Annotated in this window: 21 protein-coding genes; 15 read left to right on the plus strand and 6 right to left on the minus strand. The window is 69.5% G+C overall.

What is annotated here, in order from left to right:
• The 3 genes from ACFOWZ_RS09815 (at nucleotide 1) to ACFOWZ_RS09825 (ending at nucleotide 3,467) form a co-directional block, all read left to right on the plus strand.
• Nucleotides 1–1,443 carry a DHA2 family efflux MFS transporter permease subunit gene (locus tag ACFOWZ_RS09815; RefSeq protein WP_382372625.1) on the plus strand — a complete coding sequence of 481 codons (1,443 nt, stop codon included), beginning with the start codon at nucleotides 1–3 and terminating at the stop codon, nucleotides 1,441–1,443.
• Nucleotides 1,403–2,002, plus strand: a complete 600-nt coding sequence (locus tag ACFOWZ_RS09820; protein ID WP_382371316.1) for a Maf family protein — start codon at nucleotides 1,403–1,405, stop codon at nucleotides 2,000–2,002. The genes ACFOWZ_RS09815 and ACFOWZ_RS09820 overlap by 41 nt, the downstream gene beginning before the upstream one ends.
• A gap of 181 nt (nucleotides 2,003–2,183) precedes the next feature.
• Nucleotides 2,184–3,467, plus strand: coding sequence for a dicarboxylate/amino acid:cation symporter (locus ACFOWZ_RS09825; RefSeq protein ID WP_382371318.1), 1,284 nt, complete (start codon nucleotides 2,184–2,186; stop codon nucleotides 3,465–3,467).
• Here the strand turns inward: ACFOWZ_RS09825 and ACFOWZ_RS09830 are convergent.
• On the minus strand, nucleotides 3,464–4,120 hold the full coding sequence (locus ACFOWZ_RS09830; protein ID WP_382371320.1) for a hypothetical protein: 657 nt from the start codon (nucleotides 4,118–4,120) through the stop codon (nucleotides 3,464–3,466). The genes ACFOWZ_RS09825 and ACFOWZ_RS09830 overlap by 4 nt on opposite strands.
• A 134-nt stretch (nucleotides 4,121–4,254) precedes the next feature.
• On the opposite strand from ACFOWZ_RS09830, the gene ACFOWZ_RS09835 reads away from it, so the two are divergent.
• The 8 genes from ACFOWZ_RS09835 (at nucleotide 4,255) to ACFOWZ_RS09870 (ending at nucleotide 10,866) form a co-directional block, all read left to right on the plus strand.
• Nucleotides 4,255–6,021 (plus strand): acetyl/propionyl/methylcrotonyl-CoA carboxylase subunit alpha, encoded by a 1,767-nt coding sequence (locus ACFOWZ_RS09835; protein WP_382371322.1) that lies wholly within the window; start codon nucleotides 4,255–4,257, stop codon nucleotides 6,019–6,021.
• Between the two features lie 40 nt (nucleotides 6,022–6,061).
• A complete protein-coding gene (locus tag ACFOWZ_RS09840) occupies nucleotides 6,062–6,448 on the plus strand; it encodes a DUF1707 SHOCT-like domain-containing protein (RefSeq protein ID WP_382371324.1) in 387 nt (128 codons plus the stop codon).
• On the plus strand, nucleotides 6,427–7,197 hold the full coding sequence (locus ACFOWZ_RS09845) for an HAD-IA family hydrolase (RefSeq protein ID WP_382371326.1): 771 nt from the start codon (nucleotides 6,427–6,429) through the stop codon (nucleotides 7,195–7,197). The genes ACFOWZ_RS09840 and ACFOWZ_RS09845 overlap by 22 nt, the downstream gene beginning before the upstream one ends.
• Nucleotides 7,198–7,240: 43 nt before the next feature.
• Nucleotides 7,241–7,807 carry a GNAT family N-acetyltransferase gene (locus ACFOWZ_RS09850; protein WP_382371328.1) on the plus strand — a complete coding sequence of 189 codons (567 nt, stop codon included), beginning with the start codon at nucleotides 7,241–7,243 and terminating at the stop codon, nucleotides 7,805–7,807.
• 6 nt (nucleotides 7,808–7,813) lie between these two features.
• Nucleotides 7,814–8,395 (plus strand): DUF3558 domain-containing protein, encoded by a 582-nt coding sequence (locus ACFOWZ_RS09855; protein ID WP_382371330.1) that lies wholly within the window; start codon nucleotides 7,814–7,816, stop codon nucleotides 8,393–8,395.
• 157 nt (nucleotides 8,396–8,552) lie between these two features.
• Complete coding sequence (locus ACFOWZ_RS09860; protein WP_382371332.1) at nucleotides 8,553–8,858, plus strand: transcriptional regulator; 306 nt, start codon at nucleotides 8,553–8,555, stop codon at nucleotides 8,856–8,858.
• Between the two features lie 2 nt (nucleotides 8,859–8,860).
• A complete protein-coding gene (locus tag ACFOWZ_RS09865; protein ID WP_382371334.1) occupies nucleotides 8,861–10,057 on the plus strand; it encodes a PPE domain-containing protein in 1,197 nt (398 codons plus the stop codon).
• Nucleotides 10,057–10,866, plus strand: coding sequence for an ESX secretion-associated protein EspG (locus tag ACFOWZ_RS09870; RefSeq protein WP_382371336.1), 810 nt, complete (start codon nucleotides 10,057–10,059; stop codon nucleotides 10,864–10,866). Before ACFOWZ_RS09865 ends, ACFOWZ_RS09870 begins: the two co-directional genes overlap by 1 nt.
• Here the strand turns inward: ACFOWZ_RS09870 and ACFOWZ_RS09875 are convergent, their stop codons facing one another.
• Nucleotides 10,867–11,316 carry a gamma-glutamylcyclotransferase family protein gene (locus tag ACFOWZ_RS09875; protein ID WP_030470705.1) on the minus strand — a complete coding sequence of 150 codons (450 nt, stop codon included), beginning with the start codon at nucleotides 11,314–11,316 and terminating at the stop codon, nucleotides 10,867–10,869. It abuts the gene before it with no gap.
• A gap of 109 nt (nucleotides 11,317–11,425) precedes the next feature.
• On the opposite strand from ACFOWZ_RS09875, the gene ACFOWZ_RS09880 reads away from it, so the two are divergent.
• Nucleotides 11,426–12,829 carry an NAD(P)H-quinone dehydrogenase gene (locus ACFOWZ_RS09880; RefSeq protein WP_382371338.1) on the plus strand — a complete coding sequence of 468 codons (1,404 nt, stop codon included), beginning with the start codon at nucleotides 11,426–11,428 and terminating at the stop codon, nucleotides 12,827–12,829.
• Between the two features lie 79 nt (nucleotides 12,830–12,908).
• Entirely contained in the window at nucleotides 12,909–13,442 is a 534-nt protein-coding gene (locus ACFOWZ_RS09885; RefSeq protein ID WP_382371340.1) for a sortase domain-containing protein, read from the plus strand.
• 54 nt (nucleotides 13,443–13,496) lie between these two features.
• On the opposite strand, the gene glpK is transcribed toward ACFOWZ_RS09885, so the two are convergent.
• Nucleotides 13,497–15,005 (minus strand): glycerol kinase GlpK, encoded by a 1,509-nt coding sequence (gene glpK / locus ACFOWZ_RS09890; RefSeq protein ID WP_382371342.1) that lies wholly within the window; start codon nucleotides 15,003–15,005, stop codon nucleotides 13,497–13,499.
• A gap of 13 nt (nucleotides 15,006–15,018) precedes the next feature.
• Complete coding sequence (locus tag ACFOWZ_RS09895; protein WP_382371344.1) at nucleotides 15,019–15,762, minus strand: MIP/aquaporin family protein; 744 nt, start codon at nucleotides 15,760–15,762, stop codon at nucleotides 15,019–15,021.
• Nucleotides 15,763–16,059: 297 nt separating this feature from the next.
• Between ACFOWZ_RS09895 and ACFOWZ_RS09900 the strand changes: the two genes are divergently transcribed.
• The gene (locus tag ACFOWZ_RS09900) at nucleotides 16,060–17,757 is read left to right on the plus strand and encodes a glycerol-3-phosphate dehydrogenase/oxidase (RefSeq protein WP_382372627.1); all 1,698 of its coding nucleotides are present in this window, start codon (nucleotides 16,060–16,062) and stop codon (nucleotides 17,755–17,757) included.
• 19 nt (nucleotides 17,758–17,776) lie between these two features.
• A complete protein-coding gene (locus tag ACFOWZ_RS09905) occupies nucleotides 17,777–19,189 on the plus strand; it encodes an alkaline phosphatase D family protein (RefSeq protein WP_382371346.1) in 1,413 nt (470 codons plus the stop codon).
• Here ACFOWZ_RS09905 and ACFOWZ_RS09910 read toward each other — a convergent pair.
• Together ACFOWZ_RS09910 and ACFOWZ_RS09915 are read right to left on the minus strand one after the other, a co-directional pair.
• Entirely contained in the window at nucleotides 19,186–20,463 is a 1,278-nt protein-coding gene (locus ACFOWZ_RS09910; protein WP_382371348.1) for a M20 family metallopeptidase, read from the minus strand. The genes ACFOWZ_RS09905 and ACFOWZ_RS09910 overlap by 4 nt on opposite strands.
• Nucleotides 20,460–21,632, minus strand: coding sequence for a M20 family metallopeptidase (locus ACFOWZ_RS09915; protein ID WP_382371350.1), 1,173 nt, complete (start codon nucleotides 21,630–21,632; stop codon nucleotides 20,460–20,462). Before ACFOWZ_RS09915 ends, ACFOWZ_RS09910 begins: the two co-directional genes overlap by 4 nt.
• Nucleotides 21,633–21,757 lie beyond the last annotated feature (125 nt).

Consider the following 21,757-nt stretch of genomic DNA (forward strand, 5'->3'; position numbering starts at 1 on the left):
ATCAGTAGTCCTACGCAATCGGGTGACCGGGCCAGCTGGCGCGCGGTCGCCGCGCTCTGCGTCGGCTTCTTCATGACGTTGCTCGACCTGACGATCGTGCACGTCGCGATGCCCTCGATGCAGAAAGGCCTGAACGCGTCGCTCAACGACGTGATGTGGGTCAACAGCGCCTATCTGCTCGCGTTCGCCGTGCCGTTGCTGCTGACGGGCAGGCTCGGCGACAGGTTCGGGCCGAAGCGCCTCTACCTGGCCGGGCTCGTGCTGTTCACGCTCGCGTCGCTGGCCTGCGGGCTCTCGGGCGACGCGGAGACGCTCATCGCCGCGCGGGTCGTGCAGGGCGTGGGCGCCGCGGCCATGACGCCGCAGACGATGGCGTTCATCACGCACCTGTTCCCCGCGGACCAGCGTGGTGCCCCGCTGGGCATCTGGGGCTCGGTGGCCGGGCTCGCGACGGTGTCCGGGCCGCTGCTCGGCGGCGTGCTGGTGACGCACCTGGGCTGGCAGTGGATCTTCTTCGTCAACATCCCGGTGGGCGTGGTGGCGCTGACGTTGCTGCTGCTGTGGGTGCCGGACCTGCAGACGGGCCGGGCACACCGGTTCGACTTCCTCGGGGTCGTGCTGTGCTGCGCCGGGCTCGGGCTGATCGTGTTCGGCATCCAGAACGGCGAGCACTTCGGCTGGGGCCGGGTCGTGGGACCGATCCAGATCGGGCACGTCATCACGGCAGGCGTGGTGGTGCTCGCGCTGTTCGTGGTGTGGCAGGCGAGCAGGCGCAACCCGGAGCCGCTGCTGCCGTTGCGGATCTTCCGCAACCGCAACTTCTCGCTCGGCAACATCGCGAACGTCACCATCGGGTTCACGGTGACCGGGCTCTTCGTGCCGCTGGTGCTGTTCCTGCAGACGGTCCCGAAGCTGACGCCGTTGATGGCCGGCCTGATCACGGCACCGGCCTCGCTGATGTCCGGGCTGGTGGCGATCTTCGCGGGACGGCTCTCGAACCGGGCGAACGCGAAGTACCTGCCGATCACCGGGTTCCTCCTCCTCGGGTTCGCCATCGGCGCGATGACGTTCCTCCTGCACGACGGGCCGCAGTGGACGTTGCTGCCGTGTCTGCTCGTGGCGGGTACCGGCATGGGGCTCGTGTACGCGCCGTTGACGAACATCTCGACGAAGACTCTGGACGGCTCGTTGATGGGCGCGGGCGCCGGCATCTACAACACCTCGCGTCAGTTCGGGAACGTGCTCGGCAGCGCGGCGACGGCGGCGGTGTTGCAGGTCGTGCTCGCGAGCTCCGGCGACTTCACCTCGGCCACGAGGGCCGCGATGATCACGCTGCTGGGCGCGCTGGTGATCGGACTGGTCGCGGCGTTCTCGTTCCAGCCGGGCGTGCAACACTCCGCTGGTGCGTCTGATCCTCGCCTCCCAGTCTCCCGCCCGTCTTAGCGTCCTGCGGTCCGCGGGCGTCGAGCCCGTCGTCCGGGTCTCCGGCGTCGACGAGGACGCGCTGGTCGCGTCGCTGCAGAACCCGACGCCCGAGGAGACCGTCGTCGCGCTGTCCGCGGCGAAGGCGGAGGCGATCGAGCACGACGACGAGTGCGTGGTCGTCGGCTGCGACTCGATGCTGCTGTTCGAGGGCGAACTCGTGGGCAAGCCCGGCACGGCCGAGGTCGCGCGGGAGCGGTGGCGGCGGGTCGCGGGCAAGAGCGGCGTTCTGATCACCGGGCACACCGTGCTGCGGGTCTCCGGTGGTGCCGTGGTCGACCGCGCCTCCGCGGCCGAGTCGACGACCGTGCGGTTCGGCACGCCGTCGGACGAGGAGCTGGAGGCGTACATCGCGACGGGTGAGCCACTTCACGTCGCGGGCGGCTTCACGATCGACGGGCTCGGCGGCTGGTTCATCGACGGCATCGACGGCGACCACACGTCCGTCATCGGCATCAGCCTGCCGCTCACCCGAAGGCTGCTCGGCCAGGTGGGTGTTTCCGCGTCCACACTCTGGTAGCGCTGGTCACACTTGGCTTGATCAGGGAAGACTGCCTTCAGCACACGCGTTGGGGGCAGTGCGATGAACGAGTACTTGACGCGCCGCAGGCACATCGACCACGGCCGCAGGACGAGCACGGGCTGTCGGAGCTGACCGCTCCCGGCCCCTTTCACTCATCCCTGCAAACGGAGATGTCCCAGTGTCGTTCGTCCAGACATACCGCAAGCCCAAGGTCTTCGGCCTGACCGTGCTCGGCGCGCTCGTCCTCGGCGCGCTCGCCGGCTGGCTCGGCAAGGGCACGTGGCTCGCGCCCGTCCTCGCCAAGATCGGTTCCACCTTCACGGCGCTGCTGCAGCTCACCGTGATCCCCCTCGTGTTCACCGCGATCGTCGTCGGCATCGCGTCGCTGCGGAACCTCGGCGGCGGCCGCACCGCCGCCCGGCTCGGCGGCAAGACGTTCCTGTGGTTCGCCATCACGTCGTTCATCGCGGTGCTGATCGGCCTCGCCGTCGCCGCGATCGTCAAGCCCGGCGCCGGTCTGCAGATCGAGCCCGCCGCGGGTGCGGTCGACAAGCTCGCCAAGCGCGCGTCCGGCTCGTGGCAGGCGTTGCTCGACAACCTGGTGCCCACCAACATCTTCAGCGCCTTCACCGAGGGCGAGGTGCTGCAGGTCGTGTTCATCGCGGTGCTCGTCGGCTTCGCGGCCTACGCGCTCGGCGAGAAGGCGGCGCCGTTCACGAACCTGGTCCGCTCGTTCTTCGACATCGTGCAGAAGGTCGTCGGCTGGATCATCCTGCTGGCGCCGATCGGCATCTTCGGCCTCATCGGCAACGCGGTGGCGTCCTACGGCAACTCGTTCGTGCGGCCGCTGTTCTCGTTGATCCTCGCGGTGTACGTCGGCACGCTGCTGGTGCTGTTCGTCGTGTACCCGATCCTGCTGAAGTTCGTCGGCAAGACCTCGCCGCTCGAGTTCTTCCGCAAGGCGGGCACGGCGATCCAGTTCGCCTTCGTGTCGCGTTCGTCGGGCGCCACGCTTCCGTTGTCCCGCAAGGCCGCGACGGACCTCGGCGTCTCGCAGGAGTACGCGAACTTCGCCGTGCCGCTGGGCACCACGACCAAGATGGACGGCTGCGCCGCGGTCTACCCGGCCGTCGCGACGATCTTCATCGCGAACCTCTTCGGCATCCAGCTCTCGGTGTGGCAGTACGTCGGCATCGTGGTCGTCGCCGTGTTCGGTGCGCTGGCCACCGCCGGAACCACCGGCTGGTACACGATGCTCACGCTGACCCTGAGCGTCGTCGGCCTGCCGCCGCAGGTGATCGCGACCGGTGTGGCCGTGGTCTACGCGATCGACCCGATCCTCGACATGATCCGCACCGCGACCAACGTGGCCGGCCAGATCACCGTGCCGGTGCTGGTGGCGCGCAGCGAGAACCTGATCGAGGAGCCGGCCGTGGCGGAGAAGGACCTCGTGAACGCCTAGTTCGTCGCGCAGGGGCGCAGCTGGGACATCTTCGGCACAGGGGCGGGCCAGCCAGGGAGCTGGTTCCGCTCCTGTGCCGCCGCCGTACAGCCCAGGTCCGGCCCGATCGCCGAGAACACCTGCACGAACGCGTTCCTGCACTTGCCGTCGCACGCGAGCTGCGCGGCGACGATGTCCGCCGTGCCGTCCTCGTTGACGTCGTGCAGCCCGATGTACCCGGCGCTCGCGAGGTAGGCCGCCTGCACGCGCGACCACGTGCCGTCCTTGCGGACCAGCACCTCGCCGAGCACCTCGCCGTCGCGGTCCCCGCGCACCAGGCACACGCTGACCGGCGCCTCGGTGCATTCCAGTGAGTCGCCGGTCACCGTCGCGCCGGACTCGGCGATGGTCATCTCGAAGATGAACGGACCGGACTCGCCGGTCACCCTGATCCGTCCGCCGCCGGTTCCGGCGAGCAGCTCGACGAGGTCCTTGCCGACCGATTTGCCGATGACGACCTGGCAGACGGTGGTACCGCAGCGCATTCCCCCGTCGCCGGCGGATTGCGCTGAATCGGTGTTGTTCGTGCGCTTGAAATAGGCGAACGTCAGCCCCGCGACGACGACCACGGCAGCGATGACGGCGACCACCTGCACAGACCTGGACCCACCCACGTCGCCGATTGTGGCGGATGGCCTCAGGATGGGGTGTGAAGTGAGCCGTCTCTCCCTCTCGGAGTTCACCGATTTCCGTAGACTGCGGCACCAGCCAGAGCCGTAATTGCCGGTCCAGCAGGAGGTACGACGCCGTGTCGCTGCGCAAGGTCCTCATCGCCAACCGCGGTGAGATCGCCGTCCGGGTCATCCGCGCCTGCCGTGACGCCGGTCTGACGAGCGTCGCCGTCTACGCCGATCCCGACCGCGACGCGCCCTTCGTCCGGCTCGCCGACGAGGCGTTCGCCCTGGGCGGCAACACGCCCGGCGAGAGCTACCTGTCGTTCGAGAAGGTGCTGAACGCCGCCGCGCAGTCCGGTGCGGACTCCGTGCACCCCGGCTACGGCTTCCTGTCGGAGAACGCCGACTTCGCGCAGGCCGTGATCGACGCGGGCCTGATCTGGATCGGCCCGACCCCGCAGGCGATCCGCGACCTCGGTGACAAGGTGACCGCGCGGCACATCGCGATGCGTGCGGGCGCGCCGCTGGTGCCCGGCACCAAGGACCCGGTCAACGGACCGGACGAGATCATCGCGTTCGCCACCGAGCACGGGCTGCCCGTCGCGATCAAGGCCGCGTTCGGCGGTGGCGGTCGCGGCCTGAAGGTCGCGCGCACTCTGGAAGAGATCCCCGAACTGTTCGACAGCGCGGTCCGCGAGGCCGTCACGGCGTTCGGCCGCGGCGAGTGCTTCGTCGAGCGCTACCTGGACAAGCCGCGGCACGTCGAGGCGCAGGTCCTCGCCGACCAGCACGGCAACGTGATCGTCGTCGGCACGCGCGACTGCTCGTTGCAGCGCCGCCACCAGAAGCTGGTCGAGGAGGCCCCCGCGCCGTTCCTCACCGACGAGCAGCGCGCCACGATCCACTCGTCCGCCAAGGCCATCTGCCTGGAGGCCGGGTACCACGGCGCCGGCACCGTCGAGTACCTCGTGGGTCTCGACGGGTCGATCTCGTTCCTGGAGGTCAACACCCGCCTGCAGGTCGAACACCCGGTGTCGGAGGAGACCACGGGCATCGACCTGGTGCGCGAGCAGTTCCGCATCGCGGCCGGAGAGAAGCTCAAGCACCTCGAAGACCCGACGCCGCGCGCGCACTCCATCGAGTTCCGCATCAACGGCGAGGACGCGGGCCGCGGCTTCCTGCCCGCACCGGGCACGGTGACGTCGTTCGTGGCGCCGTCCGGTCCTGGCGTGCGCGTCGACGCCGGTGTCGAGTCGGGTTCGGTGATCGGCGGGCAGTTCGACTCGTTGCTGGCCAAGCTGATCGTGACCGGTGAGAACCGCGAGGAGGCCCTCGCCCGCGCCCGGCGCGCGCTGGATGAGATGGTCGTGGAGGGCATGGCGACCGTGCTGCCGTTCCACCGCGTGATCGTGCGGGACGCGGCGTTCACGGCCGAGAAGCCCGAGGGCTTCACCGTCCACACGCGGTGGATCGAGACCGAGTTCGACAACCAGATCGCGCCGTTCTCCGGTTCGGCTGAGGCCTCCGAGGACGAGACGCCGCGCCAGACCGTGGTGGTCGAGGTCGGCGGACGTCGTCTCGAGGTGTCGCTGCCGGGTGATCTGGCTGTTGGTGGCGGACGTCCCGCCGCGGCTGTGAAGAAGCCCAAGGCGAAGCGTGCGGGTGGTGGTTCCGCCGCGGTCTCGGGTGACGCGGTGGCGGCGCCGATGCAGGGCACGATCGTCAAGGTGGCCGTCGAGGACGGGCAGACCGTCGAGGCGGGTGACCTGATCGTGGTGCTGGAGGCCATGAAGATGGAGAACCCGGTGACCGCGCACAAGGCGGGCACGGTGACGGGTCTGGCGGCGGCTCCCGGTGACCCGATCACGCAGGGCACCGTGATCTGCGAGCTGAAGGACTGACCTGACGGGCCTCATGGGTCGCTCACCTACGATTGGTGGTGTGAGCGACCCGTCCAGGGACATCCGCGTCGGTGACACCGAGCGCCAGCAGGCGTTGCAGGTGCTCGGCGAGCACATGAGCGCGGGCCGCATCGACATCGACGAGTACGGCGAGCGGTCCGCGAAGATCACCACCGCGAAGACCCGCGGCGAACTGATGGCGTTGTTCCACGACCTGCCCGATCCCCGGCCGCAGTTCTCCACGCCCGTGGCGATGTACCCGGAGCGCTCCACAGCGCCCGCGCGCCGGTGGGAGGGCGCGGTCGTGCCGGCTGTGGGCGTGGCCGTGGTGATCGCGTTCTTCGTGCTGGTGAAGAACCCGTTGATCTTCCTGCTCATCCCCGCCGTGGCGATCCTGTGGGGACAGTGGAACGGACGCCGGCGCTGAAACCGTTGCTGTTGCTGGATCTCGACGGCGTCGTGCGGTCCTTCCCGCCGATTCCGGCCGAGGTCGCCGAGGCCGCCTTCGAACCCGCTCTGCTGCGCCGTGCCGTCACGGGTGAGATCACCGACGAGCAGTGGCGGGGGCAGGCGGGGCTCGCGGCCACGCCCGGTGAGGTGATCGGAGAGGCGCTGGCGTTGGTGCGGGCGGCGAGAAAGCAGTGCTTCGTCGCCCTGCTGACCAACGCCACCACCCGGCTCGAAGCCGACCTGGCGCTGCTCGGGCTCGACGTGGAGTTCGACGCGGTCTTCAGCTCGGCGCGGCTCGGTGTGGCGAAGCCCGACCACGCGATCTTCCGGCGGGTGCTCGACGAGCTCGGGTACGCGACCGCGGTGTTCTGCGACGACACGGCGGAGAACGTCGTCGCCGCGTGCGAGGTGGGGCTGGACGGCGTGCACGTGCCGGACACGGCGGCGCTGCGGACGGCGCTGGCGGTGCGCGGGCTGATCTCCCCGACCGTGCTGCTGATCCTGCCCGACCGCGACGAGGCAGAGGAACTGGCGGCCGAGTTGCTGGAGGCCGGCTGGGGGCCGTGCGCGGTGCACCGGGACATGCTGGCGGGCGAGGATGACGCCGAGGACGTGGACTGGGTGATCGAGCTGACGACGGCGCCGGACGGGCTGCCCGCGTCCGCGCACCGGTCGCGGCTCGACGACCTCGCCGAACAGCACGACGGCTTCACCGGCGACCACTGAACCGCGGCAACCGGGTTCACCCAGGACGGTTAGCCTCTGGCCCGTGGAGCCAGTCGAGATCAACGCGGGCGAGTACTACCTGCGCGCCTTCCGCAACGACGACCGCATCAACGACGTCCCCGCGATCGTCGAGGCGTACGCCGACGAGGACACCCATCGCTACCTCAAGCTGATGGGGATCGAGACCCCGGCGGCCGCGGAGATGTTCGTCCTGTTCATGACCAACGGCTGGAAGCACAACTACCGCTGGTCGTGGGCGGTGTGCGACGCCACCACGGCCGAGATGCTCGCAGGTGTCGTCATCCGCGACATCGACCACAAGCTGAAGATGGCCGAGGTGACCTGCTGGACCCAGCCGGGACACCGGGGCAAGGGCGTGCTGCCGACCGCGCTGAACTCCGTGCTGGGCTGGGTGTACGGCGCGATGGAGATGCACCGGATCACCTACCGGCACGCGGTGTCGAACAAGGCCTCGCAGCGGGTCGCGGAGAAGTGCGGGTTCACCCTGGAGGGTCGTCTTCGCGAGGAGACGATCGTCGACGGCCAGCGCGAGGACATGCTGCTGTGGTCACGGCTGGCGACGGACCCCCAGCCCGAACAACTACGGTGACCCTCCATGCGGACCACGGCGCTCCTCATCGTTGCGGTGACGCTGGCCGGATGCACGGCCGCGCCTGAGACGAGTTCGTTGACCACCCCGCCACCACCACCGCCGACGACGCCGTCGGTCTCCCGGATGGACTTCCCTCCCCGGCCGCGCGCCCTGCCGCTCGACGACGTGGACCCGTGCGCGGTGCTGACCGCCGACCAGCGCACGTCGCTGAGCCTCGACAACCCGCCCAGCGCGTACCTCGAGCCGAGCTTCGGCAACGCGAAGGCGTGCACGATCCGCGGCACGAGGAGCGGCAACGTGGCGAGGCTCGCGCTGGTGCTGGTCTCCGGCGCCGACGTGTGGCTCTCGGAGAACGCCCAAGTGGATTACACGGTGAGCACGATCGAAGGCTTCCCGGCGATTACCGTCCGCACACCCGACGTGCACGACGTCTGCAACGTCGAGATCGACGTGGCCGAGGGTCAGTTCCTCGACGTCATGTTCCGCGACGGAGGGAATTCCACTGCGGTGCAACAAGATCATCTTTGCCTCGGGGCCCAGCGGGTGGCAGAGGCGGCGATGGCCAGTTTGCTCCAGAAGCGCTGACCCACACGGGCGGATGTCACTGATCCCACTCCCCAGCGTTACGTTCGGTGGTTAGAGTGGCCAAGCGCTTGTACGCACAACCGCCGGAGGTTTCACCATGCCGCCAGGGGGACGCAGCGGGGCAGACTCCTCGCCGCCCGTCCAGCATGAGCTGAACGTGGAGCCAGAGGCGATTCCGGCGTTGCGCAACACCTTCTCCGCCGCGCTGACCAAGCTCGACAAGCAGATCGAGATGGCGGTCACCGAGTTCCGGGTCCGGCCGTGGGCGGGTGACCCGGTCAGCCAGGAGGCGGCCGAGAAGTTCAACGACCGGTCGATCGCGGACGGCGACTCGGCGCTCCAGGCGCTGCTGAACTACCAGCGCCAGCTCAAGACCGCGATGGACAACCTCAACCAGATCGAGCGCCAGTACAACGTGGTCGAGGGCGACAACACCGGCATGATGAACAAGAGCGGGTGCTGACCATGGTCGATCACCGCTGGCAGGGCTACAGCCACAAGGAGCTCTACGACCGCATCCACGCAGGCCCGGGTGCCTCCGCGTCGTTCGCGTCGATGGAGCGCTGGGCGGGCGTGTCGGCCGCGTTGACCGAGATCAACGACGACCTGCACCAGGGCATCACGCTGTCCGGCGCGAAGTGGAGCGGCAAGGCCGCCGACATGGCGCAGGCCGGCCTGAACCCGATCGCCGCCTGGGCGGACAGCGCGCGCGTCGGCTCGGACGTCATGCGCTACTCGGCCGAGCTGCAGGCGAACCACATCTCGAAGGCCCGTGCGGACATGCCGGCCCCGGTCGTGGTGAGCGCGGAGCAGCCGGGTGCCCTGGTCACGGGCCTCACGCACCTCTTCGGCGGCCAGACCGACCACGAGAAGCAGGAGGCGGCCCAGGACGCGGCCGAGCGCCGCGCCCGTGAGGTCATGTCCACCTACGCGTCGTCGACGACCGCGAACACCTCGACGCTCGGCCAGTTCAGCCAGCCGCCGCAGCTGCAGATCAGCGGTACCGGCGTCGTGCACGGCGGTGGTGCCAACATCGGCACGGCCGGCGTCTGGGCGTACGGCCCGCACGGCACGACCGGCGGCATCACGGGCGGCCGCACCGGCACCGGCACTCGCACCACGGCCGTCACCCCGCCTCGCGGCACCACGGCACCTCCCGGTTCGTCCACGCGCCCCTCCGGCACGCCGACCGCGCCCGCCGCCTCGTCGAGGGGCACCTCGACCCACCTGTCGTCGACGACCGGCACCGCAGGTCCCGGCGGCACCGGCACCGCGGGTGTCGGCGGCGTCCCCGGTCAGCGGTCCGGCCGTTCGGACTCCTCCTCCGAGAAGAAGCAGATGGAGGAGGGCGCGACCGCGGCGTCCGGCGCGGCGATGGGCACGGTGATGAACAACGGCCACGCCGCGGGTGTGGCCAACGCCGCGAACAGCGCCATGGGCCCGATGGGCACGGTCGGTGCGTCGAACAGCAACGACCAGGTGCACCGCAGGGCCGTGCCGATGCCTCAGTCGTTCGACCCCTTCGGCGGCATGGGTCCGCGCAAGGGCGAGGACGAGGAGGACCTGGAGCACAAGGCCGCCGACTACCTGCGTGAACGCGACGACATCTACGGGGTCGGCAGCTACACGTTGCCCGTGATCGGGGAGAGCACGACCGACTGATGACTCTGTTCGGCTTGGACGTCGGGATGAGCGACACGCGCGACCCGGTGATCATCTCCACGCTGGAGTTCGACGTTCTCTGGGAGCACCTCGGCCTGGAGACGATGCCGCTGGTGCTGAAGGTGCCCTCACCGGGCAAGACCCGCGAGGAGCGCCGGGCCGTCGAGGACCAGGTCTGGCGCCAGCTCGGCGCGCGCGGCCTCGGTGGCCCGCGTGCTCTGGACCCGACGCTGGAAGACCTGTTGCACGTGCTGAACCGCCCGCAACAGGAGATCGATGCGCGCATGTGGCTCAACGATCGCAGCGTGCGCGTCCTGGCCGCCGGCAAGGGCCAGGCGGGCGTCCTGGCGGTCCTGGACAGCGGTCAGCTGATCCTGCGGCCCGCCGAGGCCGACGGCCTGCCGCGCGAGGCCCTGACCACGCTTCCCTCGGCCCCGGCGGGTGAGGGCCACTCGATCACCCTGCCGTCGGCGGACCTGGACGCAGCGGCCACCTCAGCGTCCACTCCGGAGGAGCTGGAGGAAGCCCTGCGCGGCCGCGTGCGCGCCGACGACGCCCACACGCTCGCCGAGATGGTCCGCGACGCGACGAACCGCGGCCAGTTCGGTGCCGCGGCCCGCGACAAGTGGGGCAAGCGGGTGCGGCCGGACCGGGTGGTCGCGTTCTACGACACGCCGAAGGGCCGCTACCTGCAGATGCGGCGCGCGGTGGACGGGCAGCCGCCGTGGTCGACGATCACGCCGGTGGACTACCGCCGCCTGCACCACCACCTGGTGGAGCTGCTGGCCGAGGCCGCCGGCACGGGCTGATCAGGGGCCGATGCCCTGGCACGGCCGCGTGCGCAGGTCGTTCACGTAGTCGTCCGGCGCTCCCGCAGCCTCCGCCGCGTCGGCCACCACGCCGATGTACCGGGCGGACGGCAGCCCGCCCTCGTACGCGTCGAGGACGTAGAGCCAGGCCACCACGGACCCCTCGAGTGTCTGCACGCGCAACCGGATCTTCTTGTAGAGACCGAGCGCGCCCTCCCACCGGTCGAGCCGCGACTCGTCGCGGGGCGAGACGTCGTAGAGCACGCAGAACGTCTGGGAACCAGGCTCCTCGACGATGGTCGCGAGGGCGCCTTCCCAGCCGAGGTCCTCGCCACCGAACGTCAGACGCCAACCGACGAGCCAGCCGGTCCCCGCGAGCGGGGAGTACGGGGCTCGCTCCATCATCTGGTTCGGATCCATGTTCGACCCGTACGCGGCATAGAGCGGCACGTCCGACAGCGTAGCGACCCAACGATCAGCTTTCGGTACTGACGACACGGTCGATTCGGGCAACGCGTACGGTTGTGCCGGCCAGCAAGCACGCAGAAGGGAACTGATCGTGACCCGCATCGTCATCATGGGCGGCGGACCCGCAGGTTACGAGGCAGCCCTGGTCGCGGCGCAGCACGGCGCCGACGTGACCGTGGTGGAGAACGACGGGGCAGGTGGCGCGTGCGTGTTGTACGACTGCGTGCCGTCCAAGACCTTCATCGCGTCGGCGGGGGCCCGCAGCGCCTTCCGCAACGCCGGTGAGCTGGGCATTCAGACCAACAACGAGCACGCCGCGGTCGACCTGCCGGTGGTCCACGGACGGGTGAAGGGCCTCGCGCTCGCGCAGTCCGCGGACGTCCGGGCGCGCCTGCAGCGCGAGGGCGTGCGGCTGATCAACGGCCGCGCGAAGTTCGCGGACGACTCGCGCGGGCTCGCGCAGCACCAGGTCGTCGCCATCAGCGCGAACGGCGACGAGGAGATCCTCAACGCCGATGTGGTGCTCATCGCAACGGGCGCCACCCCGCGCGTGTTGCAGGGCGCGGAGCCCGACGGCAAGCGCGTGCTGACCTGGCGGCAGATCTACGACCTCCCTGAGCTGCCCGAACACCTCGCGGTCATCGGCTCCGGCGTCACCGGTGTCGAGTTCGCCAGCGCCTACACCGAGATGGGCGTGAAGGTGACGATGGTCTCCAGCCGGGACCGGGTGCTCCCCCACGAGGACGCCGACGCGGCCGCGGTGCTGGAGGACGTGTTCGCCGAGCGCGGCACGGCCGTCGTCAAGCACGCCCGCGCGGACCGGGTCGAGAACACCGGCGACGGCGTCCTGATCCACCTGGAAGACGGTCGCACGATCGAGGCGTCGCACGCCCTGATGACCGTCGGTTCGGTGCCCAACACCACCGACATCGGCCTCGAGAAGATCGGCATCGAGCTCGGGCGCGGCGGGTACATCCCGGTCGACCGGGTCAGCCGGACCAACGTGAGCGGCGTCTACGCGGCCGGCGACTGCACCGGCGTGCTGCTGCTCGCGTCCGTGGCCGCCATGCAGGGCCGCATCGCGATGTGGCACGCGCTGGGCGAGGGCGTCAGCCCGATCAAGCTCAAGACCGTCGCCGCGAACGTCTTCACCAACCCGGAGATCGCGAGCGTCGGCATCAGCCAGCAGGCGATCGACTCGGGCGAGGTGCCCGCGCGCACGATCATGCTGCCGCTCGCGACGAACCCCCGCGCCAAGATGGAGGGCCTGCGCCGCGGCTTCGTGAAGCTGTTCTGCCGCCCGGCGACGGGCGTGGTCATCGGCGGTGTGGTCGTCGCGCCGAACGCGAGCGAGCTCATCCTGCCGATCGCCCTGGCCGTGCAGAACCAGCTGACCGTCGAGCACCTGGCGACGACGTTCTCGGTGTACCCGTCGCTGTCCGGCTCGATCACCGAGTCCGGCCGTCAGCTGATGCGGCACGACGACCTCGACTGACCGCCTGTCTCATGATCACATTTCGGCTGCGGCTTGGTTGATCGAGCAACTGCCCCACCGGATGTGCGTCAATGAGTTCGTGGGGACTCGTGTCTTGATCGCGGTGCTGACCGTGGCGCTCGCCACCGCCTGCTCGCAGGCGCCTGCACCGAAGCCGTCGGCGGCGACGAGCGAAAGCGCTCCGCCGCCGGTGGTGTCGCCGCTCGGCACCTCCGATCCGATGGAGCTGCGGATCGAGCGGATCGGCGTGCGTTCGTCTCTGGTCGCGCTCGGCCTCGACCCGCAGGGCGTCGTCCAGATGCCGCCGGCCGGCGAGGGCATGCAGGCCGGTTGGCACCAAACGCATCCCAAGCAGTGGATCATCGTCGGCCGGATCGAGAGCAACAGTGCCAGGGGCGTCTTCTACCGGCTGAACGATCTCCAGCAGGGCGACACCATCGAAGTGTCCAAGAAGGACGGTTCGGTCGCCCGCTTCACCGTGGGGCGCACGGAGAGGATCATCCGCGACGACTTCTTCGCGGAGGCCGTCGCGAGGGACGCGGACGAGGAGGGGCTGCGGCTCATCACGTGCGGCACCCGCGACAACGTGATCGTGCACGCCACTCCCGCCTAGGTCGATGAACGGCGCATTCGTTCACCTGAGGTGGACAAATGCGCCGTTCATGAATCAGTCCTGCACCCAGTCGAAGGTCTTCGTGACGGCCTTCTTCCAGTTCGCGTACTCGGAGTCGCGGCGCGCGGAGTCCATCTGCGGCTCCCACCTCTTGTCCTCGGCCCAGTTCTCGCGGATGTCGTCCTCGGACTTCCAGAACCCGACCGCGAGACCCGCCGCGTAGGCCGCACCGAGCGCGGTGGTCTCGGCGACGACCGGCCGGATCACCGGCACGCCGAGGATGTCCGCCTGGAACTGCATCAGCAGCTCGTTCACGACCATGCCGCCGTCGACCTTCAACGCCGTCAGGTCCACGCCCGAGTCCGCGTTCATCGCGTCGAGGACCTCCCGCGTCTGGAAGGCGGTCGCCTCCAGCACGGCCCGCGCGAGGTGGCCCTTGTTGACGAACCTCGTGAGACCCACGATCGCGCCGCGGGCGTCGGAACGCCAGTACGGCGCGAACAGGCCGGAGAACGCGGGCACGAAGTACGCGCCGCCGTTGTCCTCCACGGAACGCGCGTGCTCCTCGATCTCGGCTGCAGACCCGATCATGCCGAGGTTGTCGCGCAGCCACTGCACCAGCGAGCCGGTGACCGCGATCGAGCCCTCCAGCGCGTACACCGCGGCGGACTCGCCGATCTTGTAACAGACGGTGGTGAGCAACCCGTTCTCGCTCATCACCTTCTCCGTGCCGGTGTTGAGCAGCATGAAGTTGCCGGTGCCGTAGGTGTTCTTGGCTTCACCGGGCGACAGGCAGGCCTGGCCGAACGTCGCCGCCTGCTGGTCGCCGAGGATGCCGGCGATCGGCACACCGGCCAGCGCGCCACGTTCGCGCACCTGGCCGTACACCTCCGACGACGACCGGATCTCCGGCAGCATCGACATCGGAATGCCCATGTCGGAAGCGATTCCGGAGTCCCACGCGAGCGTGTCGAGGTCCATCAGCATGGTGCGCGACGCGTTCGTCGGGTCGGTGACGTGCACACCGCCGTCGGTGCCGCCCGTCATGTTCCACAGCACCCACGTGTCCATGTTGCCGAACAGCAGGTCGCCCGCCTCGGCACGTTCACGCGCGCCTTCGACGTTGTCGAGGATCCAGCGGACCTTGGGGCCGGAGAAGTAGGTCGCGAGCGGCAGACCGACCTTGGCCCGGTAGCGCTCCTGCCCGCCACCCAGGTTGCCGAGCTCCTGCACGATCTTGTCGGTGCGCGTGTCCTGCCACACGATCGCGTTGTACACGGGCTCGCCGGTGTTCTTGTCCCACACCACCGCCGTTTCGCGCTGGTTGGTGATGCCGACGGCAGCGATGTCCGAAGTGGACAGATCGGCCTTCGCGAGCGCGCCGGCGGCGACCTGGCGGGTGTTCTGCCAGACCTCCATCGGGTCGTGCTCGACCCAGCCCGCCTTCGGGAAGATCTGCTCGTGCTCCTTCTGGTCGACCGACACCACCCGGCCCGAGTGGTCGAAGATCATGCAACGGGTCGACGTGGTGCCCTGGTCGATCGCGGCCACGTACTGCGTCATGCTGGAAGTCCTTTCAGACCGGGAGAACCAGGTAGAGCAACGCCGCGAGGGCACCGCCGACGAGCGGTCCGACGACGGGGATCCACGAGTAGCCCCAGTTGGCGTTGCCCTTGTTGCGGATGGGCATCAGAAACGCGTAGGCGATGCGCGGACCGAGGTCGCGCGCGGGGTTGATGGCGTAGCCCGTCGGGCCACCGAGGGACGTGCCGATCACCAGCACGACGAACGCGACACCGGCGTAGCCGAGCGCCGAGTTGCCGAACTGCGGCACGCCGCCCGCCGCGGCCTTCGCGGGTGGCGACAGCAGGATCCAGGCGACGAGCACGAACGTGCCGATGATCTCGGAAACCAGGTTCCACGGCACGCTCGGGACGGTCGGGCCGGTGGAGAAGATGCCCAACGTGTTCTGCGGTTCGTCGTGCGTGTCGAACTGCATCTTGTACGTCGCCCAGCAGAGCATCGCGCCGACGATCGCGCCGACCATCTGACCGGCGACGTACACCGGAACGTCACCCCACGGCGTCTTGTCCGCGACCGCGAGTCCGAGCGTCACGGCGGGGTTCAGGTGAGCCCCGCTCGGGTTGGCGATACTCGCACCCGTGAAGACCGCGAAGGCCCAGCCGATGTTGACGAACAGGAAGCCGGTGCTGTTGCCGAGCGTGTTCTTGAGCACCTGGTTCGCGACGACACCGGTGCCCAGGAGGATGAGGACCGCTGTCCCCAGGAGCTCCCAAACGAAGATCGAGCCTGCACTCATTCGCCGACCTCCACTCGTTTGCGGCAAGGAGGGAGCGCAAACCCGAGGTCAGGGCCGCGCCGCCCGCCTACAACGTGATCGGACGCTATTACCGGGCTGATCAGTTGTCCATGCCAAGTGGTTGTGGTCGGGCCGTTTTCAGGCCGAAGGGTTCTGGCGTCCGCGCCCGTGGGCGAACGCGCGTTCGTGCAGGTAACGTGATCTGCGAGTCGTCACAGGGAGGCGTCTGTCGTGGCAACGCGCAAGAACGCAGCTGCAGCACCGCAAACCCCCTCCGCCCCGCCGATCACCGGCAGGATGGGTCCCGCCGAACGCGAGGAGTCGTGGCAACGGCTCGGGGCGGAGACGTTCGACCTCGTGGTGATCGGCGGTGGCGTCGTCGGTGTCGGCGCGGCGCTCGACGCGGCCACCCGCGGTCTGCGGGTCGCGCTCGTCGAGGCCCGCGACCTGGCCTCCGGCACGTCGAGCCGGTCCTCCAAGCTCTTCCACGGCGGCCTGCGCTACCTGGAGCAGCTGGAGTTCGGCCTGGTGCGCGAGGCACTGCGCGAACGCGAGCTGATGCTGACGCGCCTCGCGCCGCACCTGGTGAAGCCGGTGAGCTTCCTCTACCCGCTCTCGAACCGGGTGTGGGAGCGGCCGTACACGGCGGCCGGCCTGTTCCTCTACGACACGATGGGCGGCGCCCGTTCGGTGCCGGGGCAGAAGCACCTGACCAGGGCCGGCGCGCTTCGACTGGTTCCCGCGCTGAAGCGCGACGCGCTGATCGGCGGCATCCGTTACTACGACGCCCAGGCCGACGACGCCCGGCACACGATGATGGTCGGCCGCACCGCCGCCCACTACGGCGCCGTGGTGCGCACGTCGACCCAGGTCGTCGGGTTCCTGCGCGAGGCCGACCGGGTGTCCGGCGTGCGCGTGCGGGACGTCGAGGACGGGCGCGAGGTCGACGTCAGGGCGCACGCGGTGATCAACGCGACGGGCGTGTGGACGGACGAGCTCCAGCGGCTCTCTGGCTCGCGCGGACGGTTCCGGGTGCGGGCGTCGAAGGGCGTGCACATCGTGGTGCCGCGCGACCGGATCGTCGCCGAGTCCGGGATGATCCTGCGCACCGAGAAGTCCGTGCTGTTCGTGATCCCGTGGCGCAACCACTGGATCGTCGGCACCACGGACACCGACTGGAACCTCGACCTGGCGCACCCCGCGGCGACCAAGCACGACATCGACTACATCCTCGAGCACGTCAACTCGGTGCTCGCGACGCCGTTGACGCACGACGACATCGAGGGCGTCTACGCGGGACTCCGTCCGTTGCTGGCGGGCGAATCCGATTCGACCTCAAAGCTTTCCCGTGAACACGCCGTGGCACGTGTCGCACCGGGACTGGTCGCGATCGCGGGCGGCAAGTACACGACGTACCGGGTGATGGGCGCGGACGCCGTCGACGCGGCGCACGTCGACCTGCCCGGCCGGATCCAGCCGTCCATCACGGACAAGGTGCCGCTGGTCGGCGCCGACGGCTACCACGCGCTGGTGAACCAGGCCGACCAGCTGGCGGCCAAGCACGGGCTGCACCCGTACCGCGTCCGGCACCTGCTCGACCGCTACGGCTCGCTGGTGCACGAGGTCCTGTCGCTGGCCGCGGACAACCCGGAGCTGCTGAAGCCGATCCCCGCGTCGCCGGACTACCTGCAGGTGGAGGCGGTGTACGCGGCCTCACACGAGGGCGCGATGCACCTGGAGGACGTGCTGACGCGCCGCACCCGCATCTCCATCGAGTACGCCCACCGCGGCGTCGACTCGGCGGAGGCGGTGGCACGGCTGGTTGCGCCGGTGCTCGGCTGGGACGACGACGCGATCAAGCGCGAGGTCGAGATCTACAACACCCGCGTCGAAGCCGAACGGGCGTCGCAGACCCAGCCGAACGACCAGGCCGCGGACGCCGTTCGTGCCGCGGCTCCCGAAGCCCGTCCTCAATTGACCGAACCCGTGAGCTGATCTTCGGCATGCTGTAGGCATGTCTGGGGTCGAGAGAAGAACGTTCCTGATCGGTGCAGCCGTGGCCGGTGCCGCTTCGACCGGTACCGCCCGCGCTGCCACTCCTCCGTTGTTCGAGCACGGCGTCGCGTCCGGTGATCCGTTGCCGGACGGCGTGCTCCTGTGGACGCGTGTGGTCACGGCGTCCGCGATCCGATGGGAAGTCGCGTCGGACGAGGACTTCCGCCGGATCGTGAGGCGCGGCGTCACCCGCACGTCCGCGGCCAGGGACCACACCGTGAAGGTGGAGGTCCACGGCCTGCGGGACAACACCCGCTACTGGTACCGGTTCCGCGTCGGTGACGTGGTGTCGCCGGTCGGCCGCACGAAGACGGCCGGCTGCGGGTCCGAGCTGAACTTCGGCGTCGCGTCGTGCGCGAACTGGCCGGCCGGGCACTTCGCCGGCTACGGCTTCCTGGCCCGCCAGGACCTCGACGCCGTGATCCACCTCGGCGACTACATCTACGAGAACCTCGACGGCACGGTCCGCCCGCACGATCCGGCACACAGGTGCGTCACGCTCGACGACTACCGCCGCCGGCACGCGCAGTACAAGACCGACCGGCACGTCCAGGCGCTGCACGCGGCCCACCCGATGATCGCCACCTGGGACGATCACGAGAGCGCCGACAACTCGTCCAGCATCGGTTCGCCGCAGCACGACCCGGCCACCGAGGGCCCGTGGGGCGCGCGGATGGCCGCCGCGACGCAGGCCTACCACGAGTGGATGCCGGTCAGGGAGGGCAAGCTCGACCGGACGTTCCGCTTCGGCGAGCTCGCGACGTTGAGCATGCTCGACCTGCGTTCGTACCGCACCGACACCACGATCCTCGGTGCCGCCCAACGGGACTGGCTGATCAACACCCTCACCTCCGACCGCGCCCGCTGGCAGCTCGTCGGCAACTCGGTGATGATCGCCCCGGTGACGTTCCCGCCGCTACCGGGCTTCCCCGCGACGAACACCGACCAGTGGGACGGCTTTCCCGCCGACCGGGAGCTGGTGCTGAGGTCGTTGGGAGACCGGAAGAACACGGTGTTCCTGACCGGCGACATCCACAGCTCGTGGGCGTCCGACGTGCCGCTGAACGGCGCGTCGGTGGCCACCGAGTACGTCGTCACGTCGCTGACGTCGGCCAACTTCGACGACCTGATGAAGGTGCCGCCGCGCACGGCGTCGTTGCAGATCGAGGCCGGAATCCAGGCTCTGAACCCGCACGTGCGGTTCGTGGAGCTGGACTCGCACGGCGTCTCGACGCTGCGGGTGACGGCCGACGAGGTGCGGTTCGACTGGCACTACGTGGCGGACAAGGTGAACCCGGACAGCGCTGTGGCGCGTGCGCATTCGTTCCGCACGCGCCACAACACAGCTCAGACCGAGAGGGTTCCGCTCTAGGCGAGAGCAGCCAACGCGGTGTGCACCATGACGCGGACCCCGACGAGGAGCGCGCGCTCGTCCAGGTCGAACGTCGGCTGGTGCAGATCGCGCTGCTTCTCCTGGCCGTTCCACACGCCGAGGCGCGCGAACGAACCGGGCACGTGCTCCAGGTACCAGCCGAAGTCCTCACCGCCGGAGGACTGCTCGGTACCTGCGAGCGCGTCGTCTCCCAGTGCGGCCTCGATGCCGGCGCGCAGGATCTGGGTGGACTCGCGCTCGTTCACCACCGGCGGCACGCCGCGGCGGTGGTGGAGGTCGAAGCCGACGCCCGTGGGCAGCAGCAGGCCGGTGACCAGGTCCTTGACCAGCGGCTCCAGCTCGGCCCAGATGTCGCGGTCGCCGGTGCGCAGCGTGCCGCGCAGCAGACCGTCCTGCGGCACGGCGTTCGGCGCCTCGCCCGCGTGGACGGCGCCCCACACCAGGACGGTTCCGGAGCGCGGGTCGACGCGGCGGGACAGCATCGTCGGCAGGCCGGTGATGACCGTGCCGAGCGCGTGGACCAGGTCCGCGGTCAGGTGCGGGCGCGAGGTGTGGCCGCCCGGCGAGGACAGCCGCAGCTCCAGCAGGTCCGACGCCGACGTGATGGCGCCGATGCGGGTGCCGATGCGGCCGACCTGCAGACGCGGGTCGCAGTGCAGACCGAAGATCCGCTCCACGCCGTCGAGGCCACCTGCGGCGAGCACGTCGAGCGCACCGCCCGGCATGACCTCCTCCGCCGGCTGGAAGACCAGACGGACGCGGCCGGGCAGTTCGGTGGCCGACGCGAGAGCCAGGGCCGTGCCGATCAGGACCGTCGTGTGGGCGTCGTGACCGCACGCGTGCGACACACCGTCCACAGTGGACGCGAACGGCAGGCCGGTGTTCTCCGGCAGCGGCAGGGCGTCCATGTCCGCGCGGAGGGCCACGCAACGGGGGCCGTTGCCGACGTCGCAGATCAGGCCGGTGCCGCCGGGGAGGATGCGCGGCTTGAGGCCGACCTCGCGCAGCAGCTTGGCCACGAGCTCGGTGGTGTTGTACTCCCGGCGCGACAGCTCCGGGTTGGTGTGGATGTGCCGGCGCCAGGCGACGACGTCCGAGGCGTGCGCCTTCAACCAGTCGTCGAGCCAGGCTGGGCCGCGGCCCTCTCCCAGATCATCCACAGGAGACATGCTGACCCCGGTGGGGTCCACGAGCATCTCGGTGGACGACTTCACAGATGAAGAGCCCGAGGGCCGGGAGTCCAGAACCGTCATGCCGCACCTCCGCGGGCCAGCAGCCGTGCGCGCTGCTGGGAATCGGTGGCTGTCGCGATCGTCGTCCAGGCCATGGCAAGTGCTCCTTCGAGCAACGCACGGTCGGCCGACGCCGAGGCACAGGCGGTCGCGAACTCTTGTTGGTGGTTCACCGCGTCTCCGCAGTCAATGGCAATGGTCGGGTGGATGGCGGGCAACACTCTTGTGACGTTGCCCATGTCGGTGCTGCCGATCTTCTCTCGCTGCTCCTGCTCCGGCGAAAGCGGACGTCGTCCCAGCTCGGTGGCCGCGCGCCGGTAGGCGTCCGCCAGCCACGGGTCGGGAGTCAGCTCGGCGTAGATCGGCGAGACCTGCTCGACCTCATGGGTGCAGCCGGTCGCGAGCGCTCCGGCCTGGAAGCAGTCCCGGATCCGGTTCTCCAGGCGCTGCAACGATTCCAGATTCTCCGCCCTCACATCGAACATCGCTGATGCGCGAGCGGGTATTACGTTCGGCACGGTGCCGCCGTTGGTGACGATGCCGGTCACCATCTGGCCGGGCTCGAGGTGCTGCCGCAGCAGGCTGATCGAGATCTGTGCGACGGTCACCGCGTCCGCGGCGTTGATGCCCAGGTGCGGGGCGGCGGCCGCGTGTGACGGCTTGCCCTTGTAGTGCACCTCGAGGTCGGTGATGGCCAGCGACTTCGCGGCGCACGACTCGTACGGCGCCGGGTGCACCATCATCGAGAACGAAACGTCGTCGAACACGCCTCGTTCCAGCATGAGGACCTTGCCGCCGCCGACCTCCTCCGCCGGAGTGCCGATCACCTTCACGGTGACACCCAGCCGGTCCGCGACGTCACGCAGAGCGAGCGCCGTGCCGACGGAAGCGGCGGCGATGACGTTGTGCCCGCACGCGTGCCCGACCTCGGGCAACGCGTCGTACTCGGCACACAGACCCAGCACCAGCTCGCCGTCGCCGAACGTGGCGACGAACGCGGTGTCCAGGTCGGCCACCCCGCGATCGATCTTGAAACCCTCGCGGGCGAGCAGGGAGGTGATCTTCTCGACGCTGCGGTGCTCCTCGAAGGCCAGCTCAGGCTCGGCGTGGATCGAGTGCGACAGGTCCAGCAGCGCGCCGGAGTACCGCTCGACAGCCGAGCGTGTGCTCATCTTCAAGTCGGTACCCATTTGCCACCATCCTGCATCACCACCTTCGGGACGCCGTGCGCTGATGATGATCAACCGGCTGGCCGGTCGCAGCGCTGCGCCAAGCGGCGAGCGAGTTTCGGTCTGACCGATCAACCATGACGCAA

This window comes from Lentzea rhizosphaerae, assembly GCF_042649515.1.
Classification (GTDB): domain Bacteria; phylum Actinomycetota; class Actinomycetes; order Mycobacteriales; family Pseudonocardiaceae; genus Lentzea; species Lentzea aerocolonigenes.

Coding starts and splice junctions, on each gene's coding strand:
- ACFOWZ_RS09900 (WP_382372627.1), top strand. CDS start 16,060: ATGGGTCCCGCCGAACGCGAGGAGTCGTGGCAACGGCTCGGGGCGGAG.
- ACFOWZ_RS09870 (WP_382371336.1), top strand. CDS start 10,057: ATGACTCTGTTCGGCTTGGACGTCGGGATGAGCGACACGCGCGACCCG.
- ACFOWZ_RS09895 (WP_382371344.1), bottom strand. CDS start 15,762: ATGAGTGCAGGCTCGATCTTCGTTTGGGAGCTCCTGGGGACAGCGGTC.
- ACFOWZ_RS09905 (WP_382371346.1), top strand. CDS start 17,777: ATGTCTGGGGTCGAGAGAAGAACGTTCCTGATCGGTGCAGCCGTGGCC.
- ACFOWZ_RS09915 (WP_382371350.1), bottom strand. CDS start 21,632: ATGGGTACCGACTTGAAGATGAGCACACGCTCGGCTGTCGAGCGGTAC.
- glpK (WP_382371342.1), bottom strand. CDS start 15,005: ATGACGCAGTACGTGGCCGCGATCGACCAGGGCACCACGTCGACCCGT.
- ACFOWZ_RS09865 (WP_382371334.1), top strand. CDS start 8,861: ATGGTCGATCACCGCTGGCAGGGCTACAGCCACAAGGAGCTCTACGAC.
- ACFOWZ_RS09910 (WP_382371348.1), bottom strand. CDS start 20,463: ATGACGGTTCTGGACTCCCGGCCCTCGGGCTCTTCATCTGTGAAGTCG.
- ACFOWZ_RS09855 (WP_382371330.1), top strand. CDS start 7,814: ATGCGGACCACGGCGCTCCTCATCGTTGCGGTGACGCTGGCCGGATGC.